Here is a 20,001-nt window from a genome sequence, read left to right on the forward strand (position 1 = left end):
GTGCGACTACGGCGCAGTGATCCGGGTCGGGCGGGGTACGGGCGTCGCCGACGCGGCAAGGGCTGGACCTTCCTGGACCGGCACGGTACGCCCGTGCGGGATCCGGAGGTGCTGGGTTGGCTGGGCGAGCTGGTGATCCCGCCCGCCTGGGCCGACGTCTGGATCGCGCCGTACCCGAACGGGCACATCCTGGCCACCGGGACCGACGCGGCCGGTCGCCGGCAGTACCTCTACCACCCGCAGTGGCGGCGCAAGCGGGACGAGGCGAAGTTCGACCACGTGCTGGAGGTGGCCCGACGGCTGCCGGCCCTGCGCGAGCGCATCGCCGGCGACCTCACCGGCCGGGGGCTGAACCGGGACCGGGTGCTCGCCACCGTCGCCCGGCTGCTCGACATGGGCGCGTTCCGGGTCGGCAACGAGCAGTACGCGGTCGGGGAGGACGCCACCTTCGGCGTCTCCACCCTGCGCCCGGAGCACGCCCGGTCCCGGGGCGGCTGCGTGGTCTTCGAGTTCCCCGCCAAGGGCGGCGTCGAGCAGGTCCGCCGGATCGAGGACCCGGAGCTGTGCCGGGTGCTGACCAACCTGCGTCGGCGGCGGCGGGCCGAGGAGCGGCTCTTCGGCTACTGGGACGGCCGGGCCTGGCGGGACGTGCGCAGCGACGAGGTGAACGGCTACCTGCGGGACGCCAGCGGCGGCGAGATGACCGCCAAGGACTTCCGGACCTGGCACGCCACCGTACGTGCCGCCACCGAACTGGCCACCGTGGGGACGCAGCGTTCCGTCACGGCCCGTCGCCGTGCGGTGGCCGGGGTGATGCGGGCGGTGGCCGAACTGCTCGGCAACACACCCACGGTGGCCCGGACGTCGTACGTGGATCCCCGGGTGGTCGACCTCTACCACGACGGCGTGCTGCTGCCGGTGCCCCCCGAAGCCCCCCGTGAGCAGGTCGAACGGGCGGTGCTGGAGCTGCTGGCGGAGGCCTGAGCGCCCGCCGCGCGGTCGGGGCACCGGGGCGGGCCGCCCGCGTCCCGGTTCCGGGGACGGCACCGGGGCGGGCCGCCCGTGACGTTGGGTCACGGACGCCACGCCGCGGTCCCCCGTTACCGTCGGGCCGTCCGGTCGGGTGACCCTCGGCCCACCGTCAGTATGGCGAGCCCGGGTTGACTCCGGACGCCGGGTTGTTGACCATCCGTGCCTGTTGGAGGTGGAGCGTCCGGTACTCCTGAGGTGTCAGCTGATGGGCGGCGCGGAAGACCCGGCTGAAGTGCGCCTTGTCCCGGAATCCCCAACGGGTGGCGATGGCCTGGACCGGTCGGTGCGCCAGTGCCGGATCGGCCAGGTCCCGCCGGCACCGCGCCAGGCGCAGCTCACGGATGTAGGAGGCGACGGTGGTCTGCTCCTGCTCGAAGAGCCGGTGCAGGCTCCGGACCGAGACGTGGTGCGCCTCGGCGATCGAGCCCGGGGTCAGGCCGGCGTCCCCCAGCCGTCGCTGGACGTGGTCGCGCACCTGGGCGAGTAGTGCCCGACGGCGTACCTCGCGGGGCACGTCGTCCTCGGCGACCAGGTGCCGGCCGAGCATGGTGGAGATCAGGTCGAGTGCCACCCCGCCGAGGCGCTCGGCGTCGGCCTGTCGGTACTGCTCCGGAAACGCGGTGATCCGGGTCAGGTACTGGGCGACCAGCGCGCCCAGCCCTTCGCTGGCCGACATCCGGCCCGCCAGCAGCGGACTGAGCCGTTCCGGCGGGACCGGCAGCGCGCCGTACGGGATCAGGGCGACCACGGAGGCGGCATACTGCTGGTCGCACTCGTCACCGAAGTGGCTGACCTCGTGCGGGCGCGAGCCGTCGTAGAAGGTGAACTCCCCGGCGTCCAGCCGGCTCTGCCGGCCGGCCTGCCCGACGACGCCGGTGCCGTTGAGGGTGAGGGCGAGCAGGTGGTAGTCCACCTCGGAGCGCCGGACCAGCTTCGCGGTACGGACCGCCTCCAGCGACGGGTAGCGGTAGCGCAGCAACCGGACCGGACCCAGGTCGATGATCTCGGCGCTGGCCCGGAAGTCGTGCTGGTGGTCGGAGCGGATCCGCAGCGGCGTCGAGGTGCGGGCCACCAGGTCGAGCCACATCCCGAACCGTTCCGCCGGCGGTAGTCGCTGCGTGTCGATGACTGTGCGGTGCACCATGTCCGGCCTCCCCGTCGGCGGGCACTACCGCTCCATTCTGGACGAAGGGGCCACCCGCCCGGCACCGGTCGGCTCGGACGGACACGGGCTGTCTCAGAGTTCGACCAGGGCCATCGTCCACTGTCCGTGATCGTCTTCCCAGAGGGTGACGACCTCGCCGACCGGGACCGAGTTGTACTCGTGCCGCTCGTGTTCTTCGTAGAAGTCGCTGTCCTCCTCGATGGCCGCGACGATGCGCAGGGCGTCCTCGCGGGTGCCGTCGGTGGCTACCCGGATGCGGGAGACCCGCCAGGTGACACCGCTGAGGTCGCGGCCGATGAGTGCACTACCGGGCACGAGGTTCTTGTCGTCGTCGATCTCGAAGAGCGTGCCGGCGCCGTCGACCAGGAGCGTGTCGGTGTCGCCGATCATCAGGCTCTCGTCGACGACCTGTCGTTCGCCGCGGAGTACCGTCGGGTCGAGCCAGGCCGGCCGCCGGTCGAGTCCGACCTCGCCGATGAAGTTTCCCCAGGCGTAGAGCGCGTACATGCGGGCATGCTATCGAGCGCCCGGATCCCTGCCTGCAGCGGAGGATCGCCGACCTGGTGGCCTCGCCCCACGACGTCGTACACGACGAACATGGTTCCCTGCACTACGGTGCAGTGGTGCGGGCAGCTGAGGTTCGGCGGGCGACGCAGGCGGCCGTGTCGGGCGCCGCATGGCTCGGCCTGACCGCCCACGATGCTGTCGTCCTGCACAACTCGAACGCCCTGACCCTGAGGCTGGAGCCCTGCGCCGTGCTCGCCCGGGTCGCGCCGGCAGCGCACCAGTGCGCCCGGCTCGAAGTGGACGTCGCCCGGCGGTTGGCCGAGGTCGGCAGCCCGGTGGCTGCGCTGGAGTTCCCCGAGGTCCTCGTGCGGGGCGACTACGTGGTCACCCTGTGGACCTACTACGAACCGGCGCCTGCCGGATCACTGTCGAACGCGGAGTACGTCGGCGCACTCGCCCGTCTGCATGCCGGGATGCGGGAGGTCGACCTGCCCGTCCCGCACTTCACGGACCGGGTCTCCGCAGCGCGGACGCTCGTGGCCGACCAGGCCCGGACGCCGGAGCTGGCCGACCCGGACCGGGTCCTCCTCGCCGGCACGCTGGACCGGATGCGGCACGCGGTCAGCGGGAGCAGCCGGCCCGAGCAGCTTCTGCACGGTGAACCCCATCCAGGGAACCTGCTCCGGACCCGGGTCGGCCCGCTGTTCATCGACTTCGAGACGTGTTGCCGTGGGCCGGTCGAGTTCGACCTGGCGCACGCGCCCGAGGAGGTCGGTGACCACTATCCGGGCGTCGATCGCGAGCTGCTCCGAGACTGCCGGGTCCTCGTGCTGGCGATGATCACGGCGTGGCGCTGGGATCGCGAGGACCAGTTCCCCGACGGCCGTCGGCTCGGTGTCGAGTGGTTGAGCGAGCTTCGGAGGGCGACGGCCCAGTCTGGACAGGAGAACCGACCGGTCCCGAACATCGGGGTGGGTGGATGCCGGTGAGGTTCGGTCGTGATCCGGCCGTCACCGCCTGACGGTACGGCGGTCCGGGCGAGAGGGTCGGCCGAGGTGCGCGGCGTGTCCCACGATCTGACGTACACCGACTCCTGGACGCGGCCGACCTGATCGGTGCGATCCGCTCCCTCATCGACGCTGACGACGAGTGCCACCCACCGTTCGTCCGCATCAGGACGCTCATCAGCTTCCCACGAGTGCCGACCGTCGAAAGAATGCAGACATTGGTGGGTTGAGATCTTACTCGATCTCGGCAGAGTGGCGAACCATCACTGATGCATAGGCAATACCGCATCATATCCACAATCGGATGCGAACTGGAATGAACCATGAATGAGCCGTACCCCGCGATACGAATCATCACTCCGGGCAATGCGCTCTGCTAACCTGACACGGCCTACGGAGCGAAACCGGACGCTTACCGCAAGGAGTTGCAATGATCAAACCGGCGGTACTGAGACTCTCCCTAGTTTTGGCTATTCTGACCGCGCTGGTCGGTGTCCGGCCGACAGCGGCCTTCGCCCAGCCCGCGAACGACGAATTCGCCAGCGCCACGACGGTCGGCAGCCTGCCCTTCCAGACAACGCAGGACACCAGCAGCGCCACCACCGATCCGGCGGATCCCGGGGAATGCGGAGAGTATCAGTCCGTCTGGTTCACTTTCACTCCCACCAAGGACACGCTGATCCAGGCGAGCACCCTCGGGAGCGACTACAGTACGGTCCTGTCCGCCTGGAGTGGCCCCTCCGGGTCGCTGGACCTCGTAGCCTGCAACGAAAGCTACGGCGACGCGGATTCCCGGATCACCTTCACGGCCACCGCGGGCACCACCTACCACTTCATGGTCACCTCGTACTTCGAGGCGGAGGCCGGTGAGCTGGCTTTCTCCCTCAGGCGGACCAACCGGCCGAAGAACGACAGCTTCGCCGCCGCCAAGGTGATCGACAAGTTGCCGTTCTCACGCGCGGTGGATCTGGACACCGCGAGCATGGAGGTCGGCGAACCGACCGCCTGCCTCGATGCGAAGCAGACGCGCTGGTACTCGTACACCCCCGCGGTCACCCGCTCCATCACCGCTTCAGCGGGCTACTGGGGCTCGGTCGCCGGCTACAGCGGGACGTCGTTGACGAATCTGACCCTGCTGGGCTGCTCATACCGGTACAACGTCCCGTTCACCTTCCGGGCGGAAGCTGGCACGACCTACCTGTTCCAGGTCGACCTGCGGTGCTGCCCGACCGAACCGAGCACGGGGCCGGCCGAACTCGACGTCCACGTCACGCCGAACCCGAATGCGGATTTCTCCTACAGCCCCACCGATCCGAGCACCCTGGACACCGTCTCCTTCCATGACTACTCGTTCGACCCCGGCAGGGTGGAATTCGCCTCACGGCTGTGGAAATTCGGTGACGGAACGACGTTCGAAGGGCTCTCCCCCACTCATCAGTACGCGGCCGACGGTGACTACCAGGTAAGTCTGACCGTGACGACCCTTGATGGCCGAAAAGGGAAGACGACCAAGGTCGTTCCGGTACGGATCCACGACGGGGCAGTCACCCGCCCGGCCGTACCGGCCACGAGTCGGCAGGACAGTCGATCAAGGTCTAAGGCACAGTGACGGCCCGAGACCAGCCCGCGGGAGGCATCGCGTTCCGCGCCGACGCCACCCTTGTCGACACGCCCGACGGTGCTGTCCAGCCGGCCTCCGGCGGTGGGCACCGCGTCTCGACGTCGCCGCGCCCGCACCGGTCGGCACCGCGTTGCCCGCAGGGGCAACCCGGACTGCCCGCAGGACCGGCCGGCGACCGGGGAACGGGCCGGTAGGTCCGGCGCACGCTGGTGCGGACCCGCCCACCGACCGGGAGACAGGCGTGTACCCGCATCAGGACGTCCAGCCGGCGCCATGGCAACACACGTTCGCCACGACCTTCGCCTGGATCGCCGAGCACCAGCCGGCGTTCTTCCAGAGCCTCGCCTGGGTCGAAACCCAGCAGAACCCCACCTGCCTGGCGATGTTCCATGCCTGGGCCGACGAACAGGCCGCCCACACCGGCGTCGACCAGCTGCGCCGTAGCCTGGCCACGATCACGCTGCTCCAGCAGCACGCCGGTGGGCAGCTGGACCGCGACCACCTCGTCGTCGCGCTGGTGGACACCGTCCGGCCGCCGTGGGTCGACCACCCCCTGGCGATGGCGTTCGGGGAGGTCGATCCGACGCTCGTCGCGGAGTTCGCCCAGCTCGACGACATGTTCGCGCTGGTCACCCGCTTGACGCAGGTGTTCGAGGTGGACACCGGGTTCACGTTCGCCCAATGGTCGGTGGCCGCCGAGGCCCTCGCCGGCGAGGTCGCCGCGGCGTACCTGCCGTACTTCGCCGCCGCCTGCGACGAGCACCTGCGGCAGTGGTATCTGCCCGCCACCGTCGCGCAACCGGACCTGCCCGGTCAGCCCGGGAACCCGGCACCTGACGGCGGTGACCAGCCGGCGCCCCGGTGGCTGGACTACCTGGACCCCGACCAGTTCCCGCAGGTGCTGGCGGACTGCCCCGACCTCGCCGCCGAGATGGCCGAATACAACACCCAGGCGTACGCGTTCAACCTGGCCGGGCCGTACCAGGAGGAGTACCGGTCGTCGGTGCACGATGCCATCGCCCGCGTCCTGGCCTGGTACGCCCACCGCCAACCGGTGATCCTCGGTCGTCTCCAGGCGTTCGGCGGGCCGCAGAGGCAGGCCGACGATCCGTCGACCGCCCACCTGCTGGCCCTCGCCCCGCAGTGGGAGCAGCTCCGCCATGTCTGCGGGCTCCTCACCGCCGCCCTCGAACCCGGCTTCACCGGATATCCGCCGGCCCAGCCGTTGCCGGTTCGGGAACAGATCGCGGCGGCGGCGCGGGCCCGGCTGATGGCCAGGGAGAGCCGGCAGGGCGGCGCGGGACCGTCGGAACCGGTCGAGGCGCCGAGAGCCGTCGAGGTGCCGCGACCACCATCCCGCCCTCCTGAGCGGGTCGAGCAGCACGGACCGTCGACTCAGGGCGTCATCACCGACGAGCAGTGGCGGCAGGTCGCGGCGATCCTGCCGGGCGACCCGCACCGGAGCCGGCAGCACCACCGGCGGCTGATCGTGGAAGCGATCTACCACCGCAGACGCACCGGCTGCAGCTGGGCGAAGCTGCCGGCACACTATCCACCGGGCTTGACCGTCGCCGGCTACCAGGCGAGATGGGAGCATGACGGCACCATGCGCCTGATCGAGGCGATCCTGGGCTAGCCGACCCGGCACCACCGGCCGCTGGCAGCCACCGCGGCAGGCCGACCGTACGGCGCGGGCGTCCGGTCACCGGGACGAGGTGAGGTGTCGGCTGAACCGGAGCTGGTGCTGCGCGAGCTCGGCCTCGATTCTCGGCGGTGTGCCGGCCTCGTCCTCCTCGGTCAGCTCGCAGTGGACGAAGGTGGGGCTGGTGCACGTCCTCGCCTCGCTGTGCAGCAACTCCCGGAACTTGCTCAGATCGTCGACGTGCCAGACGCCGGTGTATCCGGCGGCTTCGGCCAGGGCGGTGAAGTTGATGCGTCGCGACGGGACGCGCTGGCCCCCGGTGGAGTCGTACCGGCCGTCGTCGAGGACGAGGTGCAGCAGGGGAAGGTGGGGGAGCGCGCCGGCGGTGAGCAGGCAACCCGGATTCATGGCCAGTGCGCCGTCACCGTCGACGACCACCACGAGCCGGCCCGTCGACAACGCGATGCCGGTGCCGATGGCGGCCGCGAGGCCCATGCTGCCGGTCATGTAGAAGTGGTTCGGCCGGTCCGCCACGTTCCTGGCGATGCGGCAGGAGTAGCCGGTGGTGAAGATGATCGGGTCGGTGGACGTCGCCTCGATCAGCGCGCGGATCACTGCCGTCTTGTTCATGCCTGCCACCCGAGCAGGGCCGGGGGGACGAGCAGGGCCGCCGGTCGGCGGTCCTCGACCACGAGCCGGCTGGCCCAGTCGGTCTGCGCCGCGAGGTTCTCCTCCGCGAGTCGGGCGGTGGGGATGCCCGCCTCGCGGAGCAGTGGTTCGGTCAGACGACCCATGACGATGTTCTCCGTGGTGAAGTCCGGGGGGATGCCGCGCAGACTGATGATGAGGAGCATCGGAATCCGGTACGGCACGACGAGGGACGCGAGGGCGTTCACCGACTGGCCGAGACCGGAGTTCTGCATCAGGACCACGGGGCTCCTCCCCGCCATCGCGGCGCCGGCGGCGACACCCACCGCGTTGTCCTCGCGCGAGATGGTCCACAGGTCCGCAGCGGCCTCGAGCCGGCTGTAGAGAGGCGCCAGGATGCCGCAGGGGGTGCCGAAGAACGGTGCGAACTCGTGCTCCAGCAGTGCGTCGGACAGGGCCGATGCGCAGTCGGGAACCGCCATGAACCCCTCCTAGCCGAGGTAGTCCTCGGCGCCGCCGGTACGGACGGTGTCGAGGGTGAAGCAGTGGAAACCGCCGCCGAACAACCGACGGTGGCGGTGCCGTGCCGGCACCACCGTGAACCTGTGGTCCTCCAGGGTGCGGATCAGGGTCTTGCAGGCGTCGTTGACCAGCACGGTGTTCTCGTCGATCGACAGCAGGTTGAGGTCGATGTACGGGCTGGCGGGAATGGGGTCGTCGTTGTCGTACTGCGGGTAGTCGCTGACGTCGGGCACCGGGGAGACGATCAGGTCCCACGAGCGCAGCCGCTCCGGCAGGAAGTCCAGGACCCGCTCGGACCTGATGAGCAGGGTGCCCGGCCGCAGCGGGATCACCACGCTGTCGATGTGGCTCTGGGTCAGCTTGTGCATGCGGTGGACGCGGAAGCGCCCCGCCAGGTGCCGCTCCAGCCAGTCGTAGGCCAGCGCGTGGTTGGCGTTGGAGATGTTGACGATCAGGTCGCGGCCGAGCCGCAGACAGTTCGCGCCGTCGATCATGATTTCCGGGCCGACGTCGTACGCGGACGGCCGGGGGTCGACCGGCACCTCGATGTTGGGTGCCGCGTTCGCGACGTTCTCCGGGTCGAACGAGGCGTCGGTCATCATCGGCCGGGGCATCGTCGTCCAGCGGGCGCCCTCGGCGAAGTACCTCATGAAGATCGGCTTGAGGAACTGCGTCTCGAAGTACCTCGCCCGCAGGGTCGGCGGCGTCTCGATGATCTCGTCGCCGAGGATCAGCGTGTTGTCCCGCACGTTCAGTGGGGGCGTGACCGGTGCGGACCACGCGGGGGTCGCCACGTTCCCGGGGCGCGGGTCGAGCGGCATCGGCCTGAGCACCCGGACCCCGAGGGACTCGAGAATGGCCGCGATGCCCTCGACGTCCTCGATCAGCTCGCCGAGGAAGCGCTTCTTCGTCGCGAGCCGGTGCGGTTCGTTGCGGTCGCCCCGGGAGGCGCTGTCGTACCAGTCGGTGATGCTCGGGTAGTACCCCTTGGCGCCGGTGAGGTTGTCGCTGACGAACATGTCGAACGACAGGTCGTCGATCCGGTCGAGGTAGCCCGTCGCGGAGCCGAGGACGACCTCCTTGAGCGGTGAGAAGTCGTCGTAGCTGTTCAGGCGCATCGGGAAGGTCCCCTCCTGGTGAAGCGGTGGCGGGCGGTCACAGTGCGGCGGCGTCGAGCACCACGTTCCTGAGCGAGTCGTCGTCGGTGTCGACCTCGTGCATGTCGCGGAGGGTCACCTCGTCGAAGTCGCCGGTGGCGTAGCAGCCGGAGCCGTGCACGAGGATGTCGTCCTCCGGCACCAGGTCCCGGTCGATGGCGTTCAGGATCCCGGTCACCGCCATGACCAGCGACCACTCGCGGAGCGCGGTCGGATTTGCCGGGACGGGCACGCCCGCCTCACCGAGCAGGGCGCGGGTCTGGCCGTACCGTTCGAGGCACTCGGCGAGGGAGACGACCACGCCGCCGCCGCCCTGGCCGTGGATGAGCGCGTTCATCCGGGCCGAGGTCACCGGGGTCCTGGTGTAGAACGTCGGGTCGAGCGTCTCCCGGGGGTCGAAGGTGACGGCCGGGAAGTGCGGGTCCTCCCGCTGGACGTAGCGACCGGACTCCGGCTGGTAGGAGTAGTCGGGCAGGTGCCTGCTGTCGAAGTCGCCGTCGTGGTAGAGGCTGACCACCATGTCCGGCGCGCCGAGATGCTGCACGAGGAAGTAGCGCGAGGGCAGGCCGGTCCCGCCGAACCGCTCCCGGCCGTACGCGTGCCCGAGCAGCCCGTACGCGCTGGACACGGCGTGCACGTGCAGCCGCGGTACGGTCGCTGCCGGCGGGAAGAACTCCTCCTCCGCCAGCGCCCGCACCACGTCCGCGGCCAGGTAGTTCTCCAGTTGCAGGGTGTACCAGAGGTTGGTCTTGGCGCTCTTCTCCAGTGCCTCCCTGTGGGTGTCGACCATGGTCCGCGCGATCGTCTTCACGGTGCCGGGCACGTCACCCCGGTACACCGCGATGGGGTTGCGGGCGCGCAGGTACGGGTCGGTGAGCAGTTCCGACGCGCGGATCTTGTGGACCGAGCCGGCCGGTACGACGACCGCCACGTTGAGCTGGTCGGGGGTGACCAGTCCGGCGCTGATCGCCCGCAGCACCGCGTCCCGCATGGCGACGGCCTTGTTCGCGGAGGACGGCGTGATGATCGTGACCCGCTCGCCGGTGCGCTGGATGTACCCGACCGCACGGGCGACGATGACCAGTGAGGCGAAGGTCTTCGTCGTCATCGTCCCGGGGTTGCGGGTGAGGTCCAGCAGCGCGAGGTTCCGGCCGCGGTACCGCCCCATCCGGGTGTGCCCCAGATGGGAGGCCGAAAGGTACTCGCGCATCGCGGGTGTCGGTTCGGGCAGTTCGACACCGGGCGTGAACTCGCTCGACGCGGCACTGCCCGACAGTGTTCGCAGTGCATCCTGAACCTGCGGATAATAATGGGCGAGAGCATTCTCGAGAAGCATGTGGACAGCCTTCCGGAATTCCGCGCTGTTTTCGGTGGTCGATGCTATCTGGTGCCCATGCTGAGGCCGTGCTCGAAGGGGAGACCGCGGACCGTGGTCACGTCGCGGAAGCCCACGTGGCTCAACCAGCGCTCGTAGTCCGCTGCCGGATATGCCATGCCCTGCCCGCTCGCCAGCACATTGAAGTACAGGCCGAGGCGGGCCGAGAAAATGCCACTGGTCTCGTCGTCGGAGACGTTGTAGCCGTACAGGAAGACCCGTCCGCCGACCGGCAGGACGTCATAGGCCTTCTGCAGCATCGCCAGGATCTGCTCAGCGGAGAAGATCTCCAGCACGTGGCTGAAGAGGACGGCGTCCGGGCCGAGCGGAAAGTTGTCGGTGAACATGTTGCCGGAGAGAAGGTCGACCCGGTCGGCCAGTGCGGTCGTCTTGCCGTCGGCGATTCTGGACACGCTGGGAATGTCGAAGATCGTCGACTTCAGTTGGGGGTGGCGCGCCGCGAGGCGGATCGACGTCGTGCCGTCGCCGCCGCCGACGTCGAGCAGATGCCGCACCTCGGCGAACTCCGGCCGTTCGACCAGCGCGTCGACGGAGCGCAGGGTGAAGGCGCTCATCGCCCGGTGGAACACCGCCTCAAGGTCAGGGTTGCGGGAAAGCCGCTGGTAGAGCGTGGGTTCGTCGCCGGGGTAGGCGTCGAGTGCGGTGTTGGTGCCCGCCCGCAGCGCCGTCGTCATCTGCCCGAAGGCGGGGTAGTAGACCTCCTTCCAGCCGACGATGATGTGCGCCCAGCTGTCCTCGTCGTCGGAGGCGAGGAGATCCTGGGCGACCGCCGAGTTGGCGTACCGGCCGTCCCGCCTGGTCAGCAGCCCGGTCGAACAGACCGCCTGGAGGAGGACCCGGAGCTGGTGGGGCGGCAGTGCCGTGTGCTGGTGGATCTGGTCGAACGTCGCCTCGGCCCGGTCGGCGAGGAAATGGAAGATCCCCAGCTCGACGGAGGTGGCCACCGCGTTGAACAACGCGGGAGCGTTCATCAGGAACTGGAAGCGCTCATAGACCGGATCGCCATCGTGTGCGGCACGCATTGGCCCCACCTCTCCCGTGCAGGCTGGTAAGAATTCCCGATGGAAAGTATTTCCGCGACATGCCGCAGGCGATCGGTCGCGCGGATGGTTGTCGCGTTTGAAATGCGGATTCGTGTCGCGGAGACCCCCGTTCACCTCTCCCGACCATCGATGATCATTGAGAAGTTTGAATAGATTGACCGCGTTGGCGAGCCTACCCGAAGGCCGAAAGGCCCAGCATCCCAATTGGTGTGACGTGGATCACATTTACGGCGGTGATTGTGTGTGATTAAGTGGTCACGAAGCCCCCAGGTGCCTAGATCGACTAATGGAAAGCGCCTTGTGGGTCACCGTCTCGCGCATCCCTCGACACCGCCGGTGAGACCGCACCACTGGTCACGCGGGTGTCCGGCGCGGACTAATCAGATGCAGCCCCGGGGGAGTGCATGCAGCTCAACAGCTTTGACGAGTGGTCGCCGCTGAAGGAAGTAATTGTCGGCTCGGCCGACAACTACATATCGCACGACCGTGAGCTGTCATTCGACCTGTTCTTCCACGACAACATCAGGGAGAACCGGTCCTTCCGGACCGAGTGGTACTACCCCCGCCTGGCGGCTCGCGCGGCCACCGCGGCGGCGCCGGAGCCCGGCCGGGTGCCGATCAAGGAGCGGTACGTCGCCGAGCTCTGCGAGGACCTCGACGGGCTCGCCAAGACCCTCGAGTCCCTCGCGGTGACCGTCCACCGGCCGATCACCCTGGACCCGTCCACGGTGGAGGTCGCCACGCCGGCGTGGTCGGCCGCCGTCGTCCCACCACTCAACGTGCGGGACAACACCCTGATCCTGGGCGACGAGATCATCGAGACCCCACCCATGATCCGCTCGCGGTACTTCGAGACGCAGCTGCTCAAGCCGATCTTCGCCGACTACTTCCGGCGGGGCGCGCGGTGGACGGTCATGCCGCGGCCGATGATGACCGACGCCTCGTTCGACCTGTCCTACGTCCGCAGTGGCACGGCGGGCGGGCCGACCGAGACGATCGAGGACCCGCGCCCGTCACCGTACGACGTGGGGTTCGAGATGATGTTCGACGGCGCCCAGTGTCTGCGACTGGGCCGGGACGTCGTCGCCAACGTCTCGACGGCCAACCACGCCCTGGCGTGCGACTGGCTCGAACGCCACCTCGCCGGACGGTTCCGCATCCACCGGGTGTACCAGCTGAGCGACAGTCACCTCGACAGCATGGTGCTGGCGTTACGGCCGGGCACCCTGCTGGTGCGCTCCGCCGAGGTGATGGAGAAGCTCCCCGCGCCGTTGCGCAGCTGGGACCACATCGTCGCGCCCGAGCCGGACGGCGACAGCTTCCCCCGCTACGACGACGACGACCTCATCCTCACCAGCCCGTTCATCGACCTCAACGTGCTCTCCGTCGACCCGGCGACGGTGCTGGTCAACGAGGCGTGCCCGGAGCTGGCCCGCACGTTGGAACGGCACGGGTTCACCGCCGTACCCGTCCGCCACCGCCACCGCCGGCTGTTCGGTGGGGGCCTGCACTGCTTCACCCTGGACACCGTCCGCCAGGGCGGCGCGGAAGACTACCTCCGCTGATGGGCGCTCAGCGGCCCTGCCACCGTGGTTCGCGCTTCTCCACGAACGCGAGCGGACCCTCGACGGCGTCCATGCTCTGCATCCGCTGCTCCTCCCGGGGGAACCGGGTCGAGAACGCGGTCTCCAGCGGCATGGTGAGCGACTTCGTCGCCGCTTCCTTGATCGCCCGCACGGACAGCGGCGCGCACCGGAGGATGTCGGCCACCCACCCGTCGACGCAGGCGTCCAGCTCGTCGGCGGGCACCACCTCGTTGACCAGGCCGAGTTCGAAGGCCCGCCGGGCGGTCATCGACCTGCCGGTGAGCAGCTGCCCCATCGCGGTACGCCAGGGCAGCTGCCTGGTCAACCGGAACACGCCGCCCGCGCCCGCCATCAGACCCAGCCGGGCCTCCGGCAGCGCGAACGTGGCATCGGTCGACGCGATCACGAGGTCGCAGGCCAGCGCGAGCTCGAAGCCGCCGCCCATCGCGTACCCGCGTACCTTGGCGACGACCGGCTTGGCCAGGTCGAACCGCTCGGTGAGCCGGGGCCAGCCGGGCTTGCCCCGACTGCCGAAGGTCGCCGTGCCCGCGGTGCCCGCCCGCACCCGTCCGGCCAGCTCCTTGAGGTCCTGGCCGACGGAGAAGGCTCGGTCGCCCGCGCCGGTGAGCACGGCCACCCACAGGTCGTCATCGGCCTCGAAATCGTCCCAGACCCGCGCCAGTTCCTGGTGCATGCGCAGGTCCATCGCATTGAGCACCTCTGGCCGGTCGAGGGTCACGACGGCCACATGACCGTTCTTTTCGTAACGCACTCCAGGGGACATGGCAGCGAGTCTAGTCGGCTCGACTTTCACGGGAAGGAATAGGTCCATGCGGCTCGGGGTGAAGAAGCGGGTCGATGCCCCGCGCATTGTCGGCGTCGGCACCGCGGTACCGGCGACGTCATACAGCCAGCGTGAGCTGCTCGACGAATTCCGCATCACCGACCCGCGGATCCGGTCGGTCTTCCTCAACAGCGCGATCGACCGCCGGGGGCTCACGCTGCCGCCACTCGGACCCGACGGCTCGCGGTGTGTGGAGAGCCAGGGCGACCTGCTGCGCAAACACGTCACCAACGGTCTCGCCCTGGGCACGAGAGCCGTCGCGTCGTGCCTGGAGGCCGCGGGCGCGACGCTGTCCGACGTGGGCTACCTGTGCTGCGTCTCCTCGACGGGATTCATCACGCCCGGATTCTCCGCCCTGCTGATCAAAGAGCTCGGCCTCAGCGTGCACTGCTCGCGGCTCGACGTGGTGGGCATGGGGTGCAACGCCGGCCTGAACGGCCTGACCGCCGTCGCCGGCTGGGCCGGGGCACACCCGGGCGAGTTGGCGCTCATGGTCTGCATCGAGGCGTGTTCGGCGGCGTACGTCTTCGACGGCACGATGCGTTCGTCGGTGGTCAACAGCCTGTTCGGCGACGGCGCCGCGGCGGTGGCGGTCCGCCGGCCGGACGGCGACGTCCCCCCGGGCCCCGCGCTCCTGCGCTTCTCCAGCTGCATCATCCCCGACGCCATCGACGCGATGCGGTACGACTGGGACGACGACCACGGCAAGTTCAGTTTCCGGCTCGACCAGGACGTGCCGTACGTGGTCGGCGCGCACGCCGAACTCGCGCTCGGAAAGCTGCTCGACGGGACGGACCTGCACCGCTCCGACATATCGCACTGGATCATCCACTCCGGTGGCAAGAAGGTGATCGACTCCGTGCGTGCGAATCTCGGTCTGTCCCGCCACGACGTACGGCACACGACCGGCGTCCTACGGGAGCACGGGAATCTGTCGAGCGGGTCCTTCCTCTTCTCCTACCAGCGTCTGCTCGCCGAGCAGAGCGCGGTGCCCGGCGAATTCGGCGTCCTCATGACGATGGGACCGGGATCAACTATCGAAATGGCCCTGGTGGCCTGGTGACGGAAGGGGAGACCGCCACGATGAGCAGGCACCTCGAATTGACAGGCGTCTCCGGCGGGCTCGCGCTCGTACTGACGGTCGACGTGACACGACCGCTCGCCGAGCTGACCGACGCCGTGAACGCGATCTGCGAGCAGGTGGAGAAACGCGTCGGACGGACGGTCGTCGTGCTGCGGCTCGACGGCACGGCGGCGCAGAGCCGGGTGTGGCCGGGCGAGGTCGAGATCCGCGACGTCAACCGGTGGGAACGGGCGGTCCGCAGGCTCGAACGGCTGCCGGCGGCGAACGTCGTGGCGGCCAGCGGCCCCTGTGGCGGTCCCGCGCTGGACCTGCTGCTGGCGGTCGACTTCCGCATCGGCGCACCGGACCTGGTGCTCCTGCTGCCCGTCAACGACGGGCACTTCTGGCCGGGCATGTCGGTCTACCGGCTGGTCCAGAACCTCGGGGTGGCCAGGGCCCGCCAGATCGTGATCTGGGGGATGGACATCTCGGTGGCGAAGGCCTCCGAACTCGGCCTGGTCGACCAGGTCAGCGAGGACCTCGACGACGCCGTGCACACCGCCACCGTGTTGATGGGCCGGGTGTCCGACCAGGAACTCGCGGTGCGCCGGCAACTGCTGCTCGAAGCGTCCGCCGCCGAGTACGACGACGCGCTCGGCGTGCACCTGGCCGCGTGCGACCGTGAACTGCGCAGGCTGGCGGTAGGGGCCGCCTCGTGACCACGACCGGTGCCCCGGTGCGGGAGGCGACGGCCCCGGACCTCACCGGCGTGCTCGACGACGACGCGCGGGAACTGGCCGGGTACGTCGCCGCGGGCGAGGAGACACTGGCCGGGCTGCCCCCGAAGGCCGCGCGCGACGGCCCGCAGCGGCAGGCCGCGGACCGGATCCACGCCGCCTGCCGGGCGGCCCGCCACGCGTTCCTCGCCCGGCACGTGGACGCCGTGTACGACCTGCTCACCGACGGCCGCACCCGCTATCCCCGGCTGCCCGCACTCGTGCGGGCCGCAGCCGAGCGGTTTCCCGGGCTCGTGCCGTCGGCCGCCCAGATGGACGCCGAACGACGACACCTGCAGGCGGAGAAGGAGGGCCGGGAGATCGACCAGGGTATCTTCTGCGCCGCGGTGCTGCGGTCGGCCACGGCCGGGCGGCACCTGATCGACGCGATGCTGATGCCCACCCCGCGGGCGCTCGGGCTGCTCGCCGACTTCCGGCGGACGGGCGTGGCCGAACTGGACACCGTGCTGGTCGAACGCCGGGGGCCCGCCGCCGAGGTGACCTTCCGCAACGCCCACTGCCTGAACGCGGAGGACACCGGCCTGATCGCCGACCTGGAGACGGCCGTCGACCTGGCGTTGCTGGACGACCAGGTGCGCGTCGGGGTGCTGCGGGGCGGGGAGGTGGACCACCCCCGCTACCGGGGGCGGCGGGTGTTCAGCGCGGGCATCAACCTCAAGGACCTGCGCAACGGCGCGATCCCGCTGCTGGAGTTCCTGCTGGGCCGGGAACTCGGCTACCTCAACAAGATGTGCCGGGGCCTGCTGGTCGACGCGGCGGCCGGCCCCTGGTCGGACCGTACGGTCGCGAAACCGTGGATCGGCGCGGTCGACTCGTTCGCCATCGGTGGTGGCATGCAGCTGCTGCTCGTCCTCGACCGGGTGATCGCCGAACGCGACGCCTACGTCAGCCTGCCCGCGGCCGAGGAGGGCATCGTGCCGGGGCTGGGCAACCTCCGGCTCACCCGGCTCACCGGGGCGCGGCTCGCCCGGCAGATGGTCCTGGGCGGGCGGAGCATCCCGGTGGCGAGCGCCGAGGGCCGGCTGATCTGCGACGAGGTCGTCGAACCACAGGACATGCCCGACGCGATCGACCGCGCGGTGCGGGAACTCGGCGCACCGGCCGTGGCCGCCAACCGGCGGATGCTCGTGCTCGCGGAGGAGCCGCTGGACGTGTTCCGGGAGTATCTGGCCGAGTTCGCGTACGCCCAGGTGCGCCGGGCCTACAGCGACGACGTCCTGGCCAAGGTCGAGCGGCGTTGGCAGCGCTCGGGAGCGCGCTGATGAGCGCCGCGTGGCTCGACCAGGACTCCCTGCACCCGTCGCTACGGGATCCGCTGCTGGGGTCGATCGGCTTCCTCAACGAGGTGATGGGCCGGTTCCCGGACGCGATCTCCTTCGCGCCCGGCGCCCCGCACCCGGACTTCCTCACCGAGATCGACATCCAGCGGTACACCGGACGTTTCCTGACCCACCTGCGGGACGAGGGCCGCACCCCCGCCCAGGCGCAACGGCTGCTCTACGAGTACGGACCCGGCCGGGGGATCATCAACGGCATCGTCGGCGACGCACTGGCCCGGGACCACGGCATCGACGTCGACCCGGACGCGATCGTGATCACCGTGGGGGCGCAGGAGGGCATGCTCCTGGTGCTGCGCGCCCTGTTCCGCTCCGACCGTGACGTGCTCGCGGTGGTCGACCCCTGCTTCGTCGGGATGACCGGGGCCGCGCGGCTGCTCGACATCGAGCGCCTCGCGATCGGGGAGACCCCGGCCGGCATCGACCTCGACGCGCTCGCGACCGCCTGTCGGCAGGCCCGGCGGGCGGGCCGACGGATCCGGGCGTGCTACGTCGCCCCGGACTTCTCCAACCCCGGCGGCAGCCGGATGACCCTGGCCGCCCGGCGGGAGCTGCTGGCGCTCGCCGCGCGGGAGGACTTCTTCGTGCTGGAGGACGACGCGTACGCGTTCACCGCGCCGTCCGACGAGCACCTGCCGCCGCTCAAGGCGCTGGACGAGGGCGGGCGGGTCATCCACATCGGCACCTTCGCCAAGGTGGCCTTCCCCGGCGCGCGGGTCGGGTACGTGCTCGCGGACCAGCGCGTGGGTGACGGCGGAAAGGTGCTCGCCGACGAACTCGCCACGATCAAGACCATGGTCACGGTGAACACCTCACCGCTGTGCCAGGCGGTCATCGGGGGCATGTTGCTGGAGCACGGCCGGTCCCTGCTGGAGCTCTCCAGGCGCAAGTCCGAGCTCTACCGGCGCAACCTGCACCACCTGATCACGGCGCTCGACGCGCACCTCGGTGACGCGCGCTCGGACCGGCTGGCGTGGAACCGGCCGCACGGCGGCTTCTTCGTCCGGATGCGCCTGCCGGTCCCGGTCACCGTCGACCTGCTGGAGCGGTCGGCGAGCAAGTACGGCGTGCTCTGGACCCCGATGGCCCAGTTCTACCTCGGTGGTGGGGGCGAGAGGCAGCTGCGCCTGTCCTGCAGCTACCTCGACCCCGACGAGATCGACACCGGGGTACGACGGCTGGCCGCGTTCGTGAAGGAAGAGGTGAGGGCATGAAGCCGGTTCCGTTGCCGACGGCGCGGATCACCCCGTTCGACCCGCCGGCCGAGCTGGCGGAGTACCGGGAGCAGACGCCGATCAGGCCGATGGTCTACCCGGACGGACACGTCGGCTGGCTGGTGACCAGTCACGCACTGGCCCGGAGGCTGCTGTCCGACCAGCGGTTCAGCGCGCGGTCGGAGTTCAAGCGGGCTCCGGTGGCGCGGCCGAGCGCGGACCCGTTCTTCGGCGCACCGGCGTTGCCCGGTTGGCTGGTGGACATGGACGCGCCGGAGCACACCCGGCTGCGGCTGCAACTGGCCGGGAAGTTCACCGCCAAACGGATGAGGGACCTGCGACCGCTGCTGGAGCGGATCGTCGACGACCAGCTCACCGCCATGGAGAAGCACGGGCCGCCGGCCGACCTGGTGTCGCTGTTCGCGCTGCCGGTGCCGTCGCTGGCGATCTGCGAGCTGCTCGGGGTGCCGTACCGCGACCGGGCGGAGTTCCAGCGCAACAGCGCGACGCTGTTCAGCCTGGAGGCCAGCGCGCAGGACGCCTCGCGGGCGATGGACGAGCTGTACGGGCTGCTGCGGCGACTGGTCGTGGGCCGGGACACCGACACCGGCGGGCTGTTGAGCATGCTGGCGGCGGAGGGCTCGCTCGGCACCGAGGAGATCGCCGGGATCGGGGTGCTGCTGCTGACCGCGGGGCACGAGTCCACCGCGGGCTCGCTGGGGCTGAGTGTCTTCACCCTGCTGTCGCACCCCGAGCACCTGGCCCGGCTGCAGGCGGAGCCCACGCTGGTCGACAACGCGGTGGAGGAGCTGCTCAGATATCTGACGATCTTCCACTTCGGAGTGCCGCGCACGCCGCTGGAGGACGTCGAGGTCGAGGGGCACCTGCTGCGGGCCGGCGAGTCGATCACGATCTCGCTGCCCGCGGTGAACCGGGACCGGAGCTGGTTCGCCGAGCCGGACCGGCTGGACTTCGACCGCCGGACGGCCGGGCACATGGCGTTCGGCTACGGCATCCACCAGTGCCTCGGGCAGAACCTGGTGCGGATGGAGATGCGCGTCGCGCTGCCGGCGATCTTCCGGCGCTTCCCCCGGCTGGCGCTGGCCGTGGCACCGGACGAGGTGCCGCTGAAGACGAACGTCAGCGTCTACGGCGTGCACGAGCTGCCGGTCACCTGGTGACGAGGAGGGAACGCGTGCGAATCCAGGTCGACAGTGACACCTGCGTCGGCTCCGGGCAGTGCGCGCTCGCGCTGCCGGAGGTCTTCGACCAGGACGACGCCGACGGCAGGGTCGTGCTGCTGGACGACCGGCCGCCCGCCGGGCTGCACGCAGCGGTGCGCGAGGCGGCGAGCCGCTGCCCTGTCCGGGCGATCACGGCGCAGTGACAAGGAACCGATCCGATGACGAGGAAAGCCGAT

Annotated in this window: 19 protein-coding genes; 11 read left to right on the plus strand and 8 right to left on the minus strand. The window is 70.0% G+C overall.

The features are described from left to right. Positions 1-984 carry a DNA topoisomerase IB gene (locus O7625_RS17795; RefSeq protein WP_282340027.1) on the plus strand — a complete coding sequence of 328 codons (984 nt, stop codon included), beginning with the start codon at positions 1-3 and terminating at the stop codon, positions 982-984. Positions 985-1,141: 157 nt separating this feature from the next. Here O7625_RS17795 and O7625_RS17800 read toward each other — a convergent pair whose 3' ends face one another. Beyond that, complete coding sequence (locus O7625_RS17800) at positions 1,142-2,176, minus strand: helix-turn-helix domain-containing protein (RefSeq protein ID WP_282340028.1); 1,035 nt, start codon at positions 2,174-2,176, stop codon at positions 1,142-1,144. Between the two features lie 93 nt (positions 2,177-2,269). Then, a complete protein-coding gene (locus tag O7625_RS17805) occupies positions 2,270-2,704 on the minus strand; it encodes a hypothetical protein (RefSeq protein WP_282340029.1) in 435 nt (144 codons plus the stop codon). Between the two features lie 116 nt (positions 2,705-2,820). Between O7625_RS17805 and O7625_RS17810 the strand changes: the two genes are divergently transcribed. The 3 genes from O7625_RS17810 to O7625_RS17820 all read left to right on the plus strand — a co-directional run bounded on the left by O7625_RS17810 (position 2,821) and on the right by O7625_RS17820 (position 6,968). Continuing rightward, a complete protein-coding gene (locus O7625_RS17810; RefSeq protein WP_282340030.1) occupies positions 2,821-3,693 on the plus strand; it encodes an aminoglycoside phosphotransferase family protein in 873 nt (290 codons plus the stop codon). Positions 3,694-4,141: 448 nt separating this feature from the next. Continuing rightward, complete coding sequence (locus tag O7625_RS17815; RefSeq protein WP_282340031.1) at positions 4,142-5,320, plus strand: PKD domain-containing protein; 1,179 nt, start codon at positions 4,142-4,144, stop codon at positions 5,318-5,320. A gap of 253 nt (positions 5,321-5,573) precedes the next feature. After that, positions 5,574-6,968, plus strand: coding sequence for a transposase (locus tag O7625_RS17820; protein WP_282340033.1), 1,395 nt, complete (start codon positions 5,574-5,576; stop codon positions 6,966-6,968). A gap of 66 nt (positions 6,969-7,034) precedes the next feature. Here O7625_RS17820 and O7625_RS17825 read toward each other — a convergent pair whose 3' ends face one another. The 5 genes from O7625_RS17825 to O7625_RS17845 are packed head-to-tail and all read right to left on the minus strand — an operon-like array spanning position 7,035 to position 11,719. Further along, the gene (locus tag O7625_RS17825) at positions 7,035-7,604 is read right to left on the minus strand and encodes a thiamine pyrophosphate-dependent enzyme (RefSeq protein ID WP_084261331.1); all 570 of its coding nucleotides are present in this window, start codon (positions 7,602-7,604) and stop codon (positions 7,035-7,037) included. Next, complete coding sequence (locus O7625_RS17830) at positions 7,601-8,104, minus strand: thiamine pyrophosphate-binding protein (RefSeq protein WP_067308974.1); 504 nt, start codon at positions 8,102-8,104, stop codon at positions 7,601-7,603. The genes O7625_RS17825 and O7625_RS17830 overlap by 4 nt, the downstream gene beginning before the upstream one ends. Before the next feature lie 9 nt (positions 8,105-8,113). Next, positions 8,114-9,262, minus strand: a complete 1,149-nt coding sequence (locus tag O7625_RS17835; protein WP_282340036.1) for a glycine amidinotransferase — start codon at positions 9,260-9,262, stop codon at positions 8,114-8,116. A gap of 37 nt (positions 9,263-9,299) precedes the next feature. Further along, positions 9,300-10,637, minus strand: coding sequence for a DUF6002 family protein (locus O7625_RS17840; protein WP_282340037.1), 1,338 nt, complete (start codon positions 10,635-10,637; stop codon positions 9,300-9,302). A gap of 44 nt (positions 10,638-10,681) precedes the next feature. After that, a complete protein-coding gene (locus O7625_RS17845; RefSeq protein WP_282340038.1) occupies positions 10,682-11,719 on the minus strand; it encodes a methyltransferase in 1,038 nt (345 codons plus the stop codon). A gap of 425 nt (positions 11,720-12,144) precedes the next feature. Between O7625_RS17845 and O7625_RS17850 the strand changes: the two genes are divergently transcribed. After that, positions 12,145-13,305: a glycine amidinotransferase gene (locus O7625_RS17850; RefSeq protein WP_067308963.1), complete on the plus strand. Its 1,161-nt coding sequence runs from the start codon at positions 12,145-12,147 to the stop codon at positions 13,303-13,305. Positions 13,306-13,312: 7 nt separating this feature from the next. On the opposite strand, the gene dpgD is transcribed toward O7625_RS17850, so the two are convergent. After that, positions 13,313-14,110: an enoyl-CoA-hydratase DpgD gene (gene dpgD / locus O7625_RS17855; RefSeq protein ID WP_084261329.1), complete on the minus strand. Its 798-nt coding sequence runs from the start codon at positions 14,108-14,110 to the stop codon at positions 13,313-13,315. Positions 14,111-14,156: 46 nt separating this feature from the next. Between dpgD and dpgA the strand changes: the two genes are divergently transcribed. From dpgA to O7625_RS17885, 6 genes are read left to right on the plus strand one after another with little or no spacing between them, the layout of a single operon-like run. After that, the gene (gene dpgA, locus O7625_RS17860; RefSeq protein ID WP_282340040.1) at positions 14,157-15,233 is read left to right on the plus strand and encodes a 3,5-dihydroxyphenylacetyl-CoA synthase DpgA; all 1,077 of its coding nucleotides are present in this window, start codon (positions 14,157-14,159) and stop codon (positions 15,231-15,233) included. A 20-nt stretch (positions 15,234-15,253) separates the two neighbouring features. Beyond that, positions 15,254-15,952: an enoyl-CoA-hydratase DpgB gene (dpgB, locus tag O7625_RS17865; RefSeq protein WP_282340042.1), complete on the plus strand. Its 699-nt coding sequence runs from the start codon at positions 15,254-15,256 to the stop codon at positions 15,950-15,952. Continuing rightward, entirely contained in the window at positions 15,949-17,292 is a 1,344-nt protein-coding gene (dpgC, locus tag O7625_RS17870) for a (3,5-dihydroxyphenyl)acetyl-CoA 1,2-dioxygenase DpgC (RefSeq protein WP_282340044.1), read from the plus strand. The genes dpgB and dpgC overlap by 4 nt, the downstream gene beginning before the upstream one ends. Continuing rightward, positions 17,292-18,581, plus strand: coding sequence for a PLP-dependent aminotransferase family protein (locus tag O7625_RS17875; protein ID WP_282340045.1), 1,290 nt, complete (start codon positions 17,292-17,294; stop codon positions 18,579-18,581). The genes dpgC and O7625_RS17875 overlap by 1 nt, the downstream gene beginning before the upstream one ends. Beyond that, complete coding sequence (locus O7625_RS17880) at positions 18,578-19,762, plus strand: cytochrome P450 (protein ID WP_282340046.1); 1,185 nt, start codon at positions 18,578-18,580, stop codon at positions 19,760-19,762. Before O7625_RS17875 ends, O7625_RS17880 begins: the two co-directional genes overlap by 4 nt. A gap of 14 nt (positions 19,763-19,776) precedes the next feature. Beyond that, a complete protein-coding gene (locus tag O7625_RS17885; protein ID WP_282340047.1) occupies positions 19,777-19,968 on the plus strand; it encodes a ferredoxin in 192 nt (63 codons plus the stop codon). Positions 19,969-20,001: the final 33 nt, after the last annotated feature.

The organism is Micromonospora sp. WMMD714, from assembly GCF_029581315.1.
In the GTDB taxonomy this organism is placed as follows: domain Bacteria; phylum Actinomycetota; class Actinomycetes; order Mycobacteriales; family Micromonosporaceae; genus Micromonospora; species Micromonospora rifamycinica.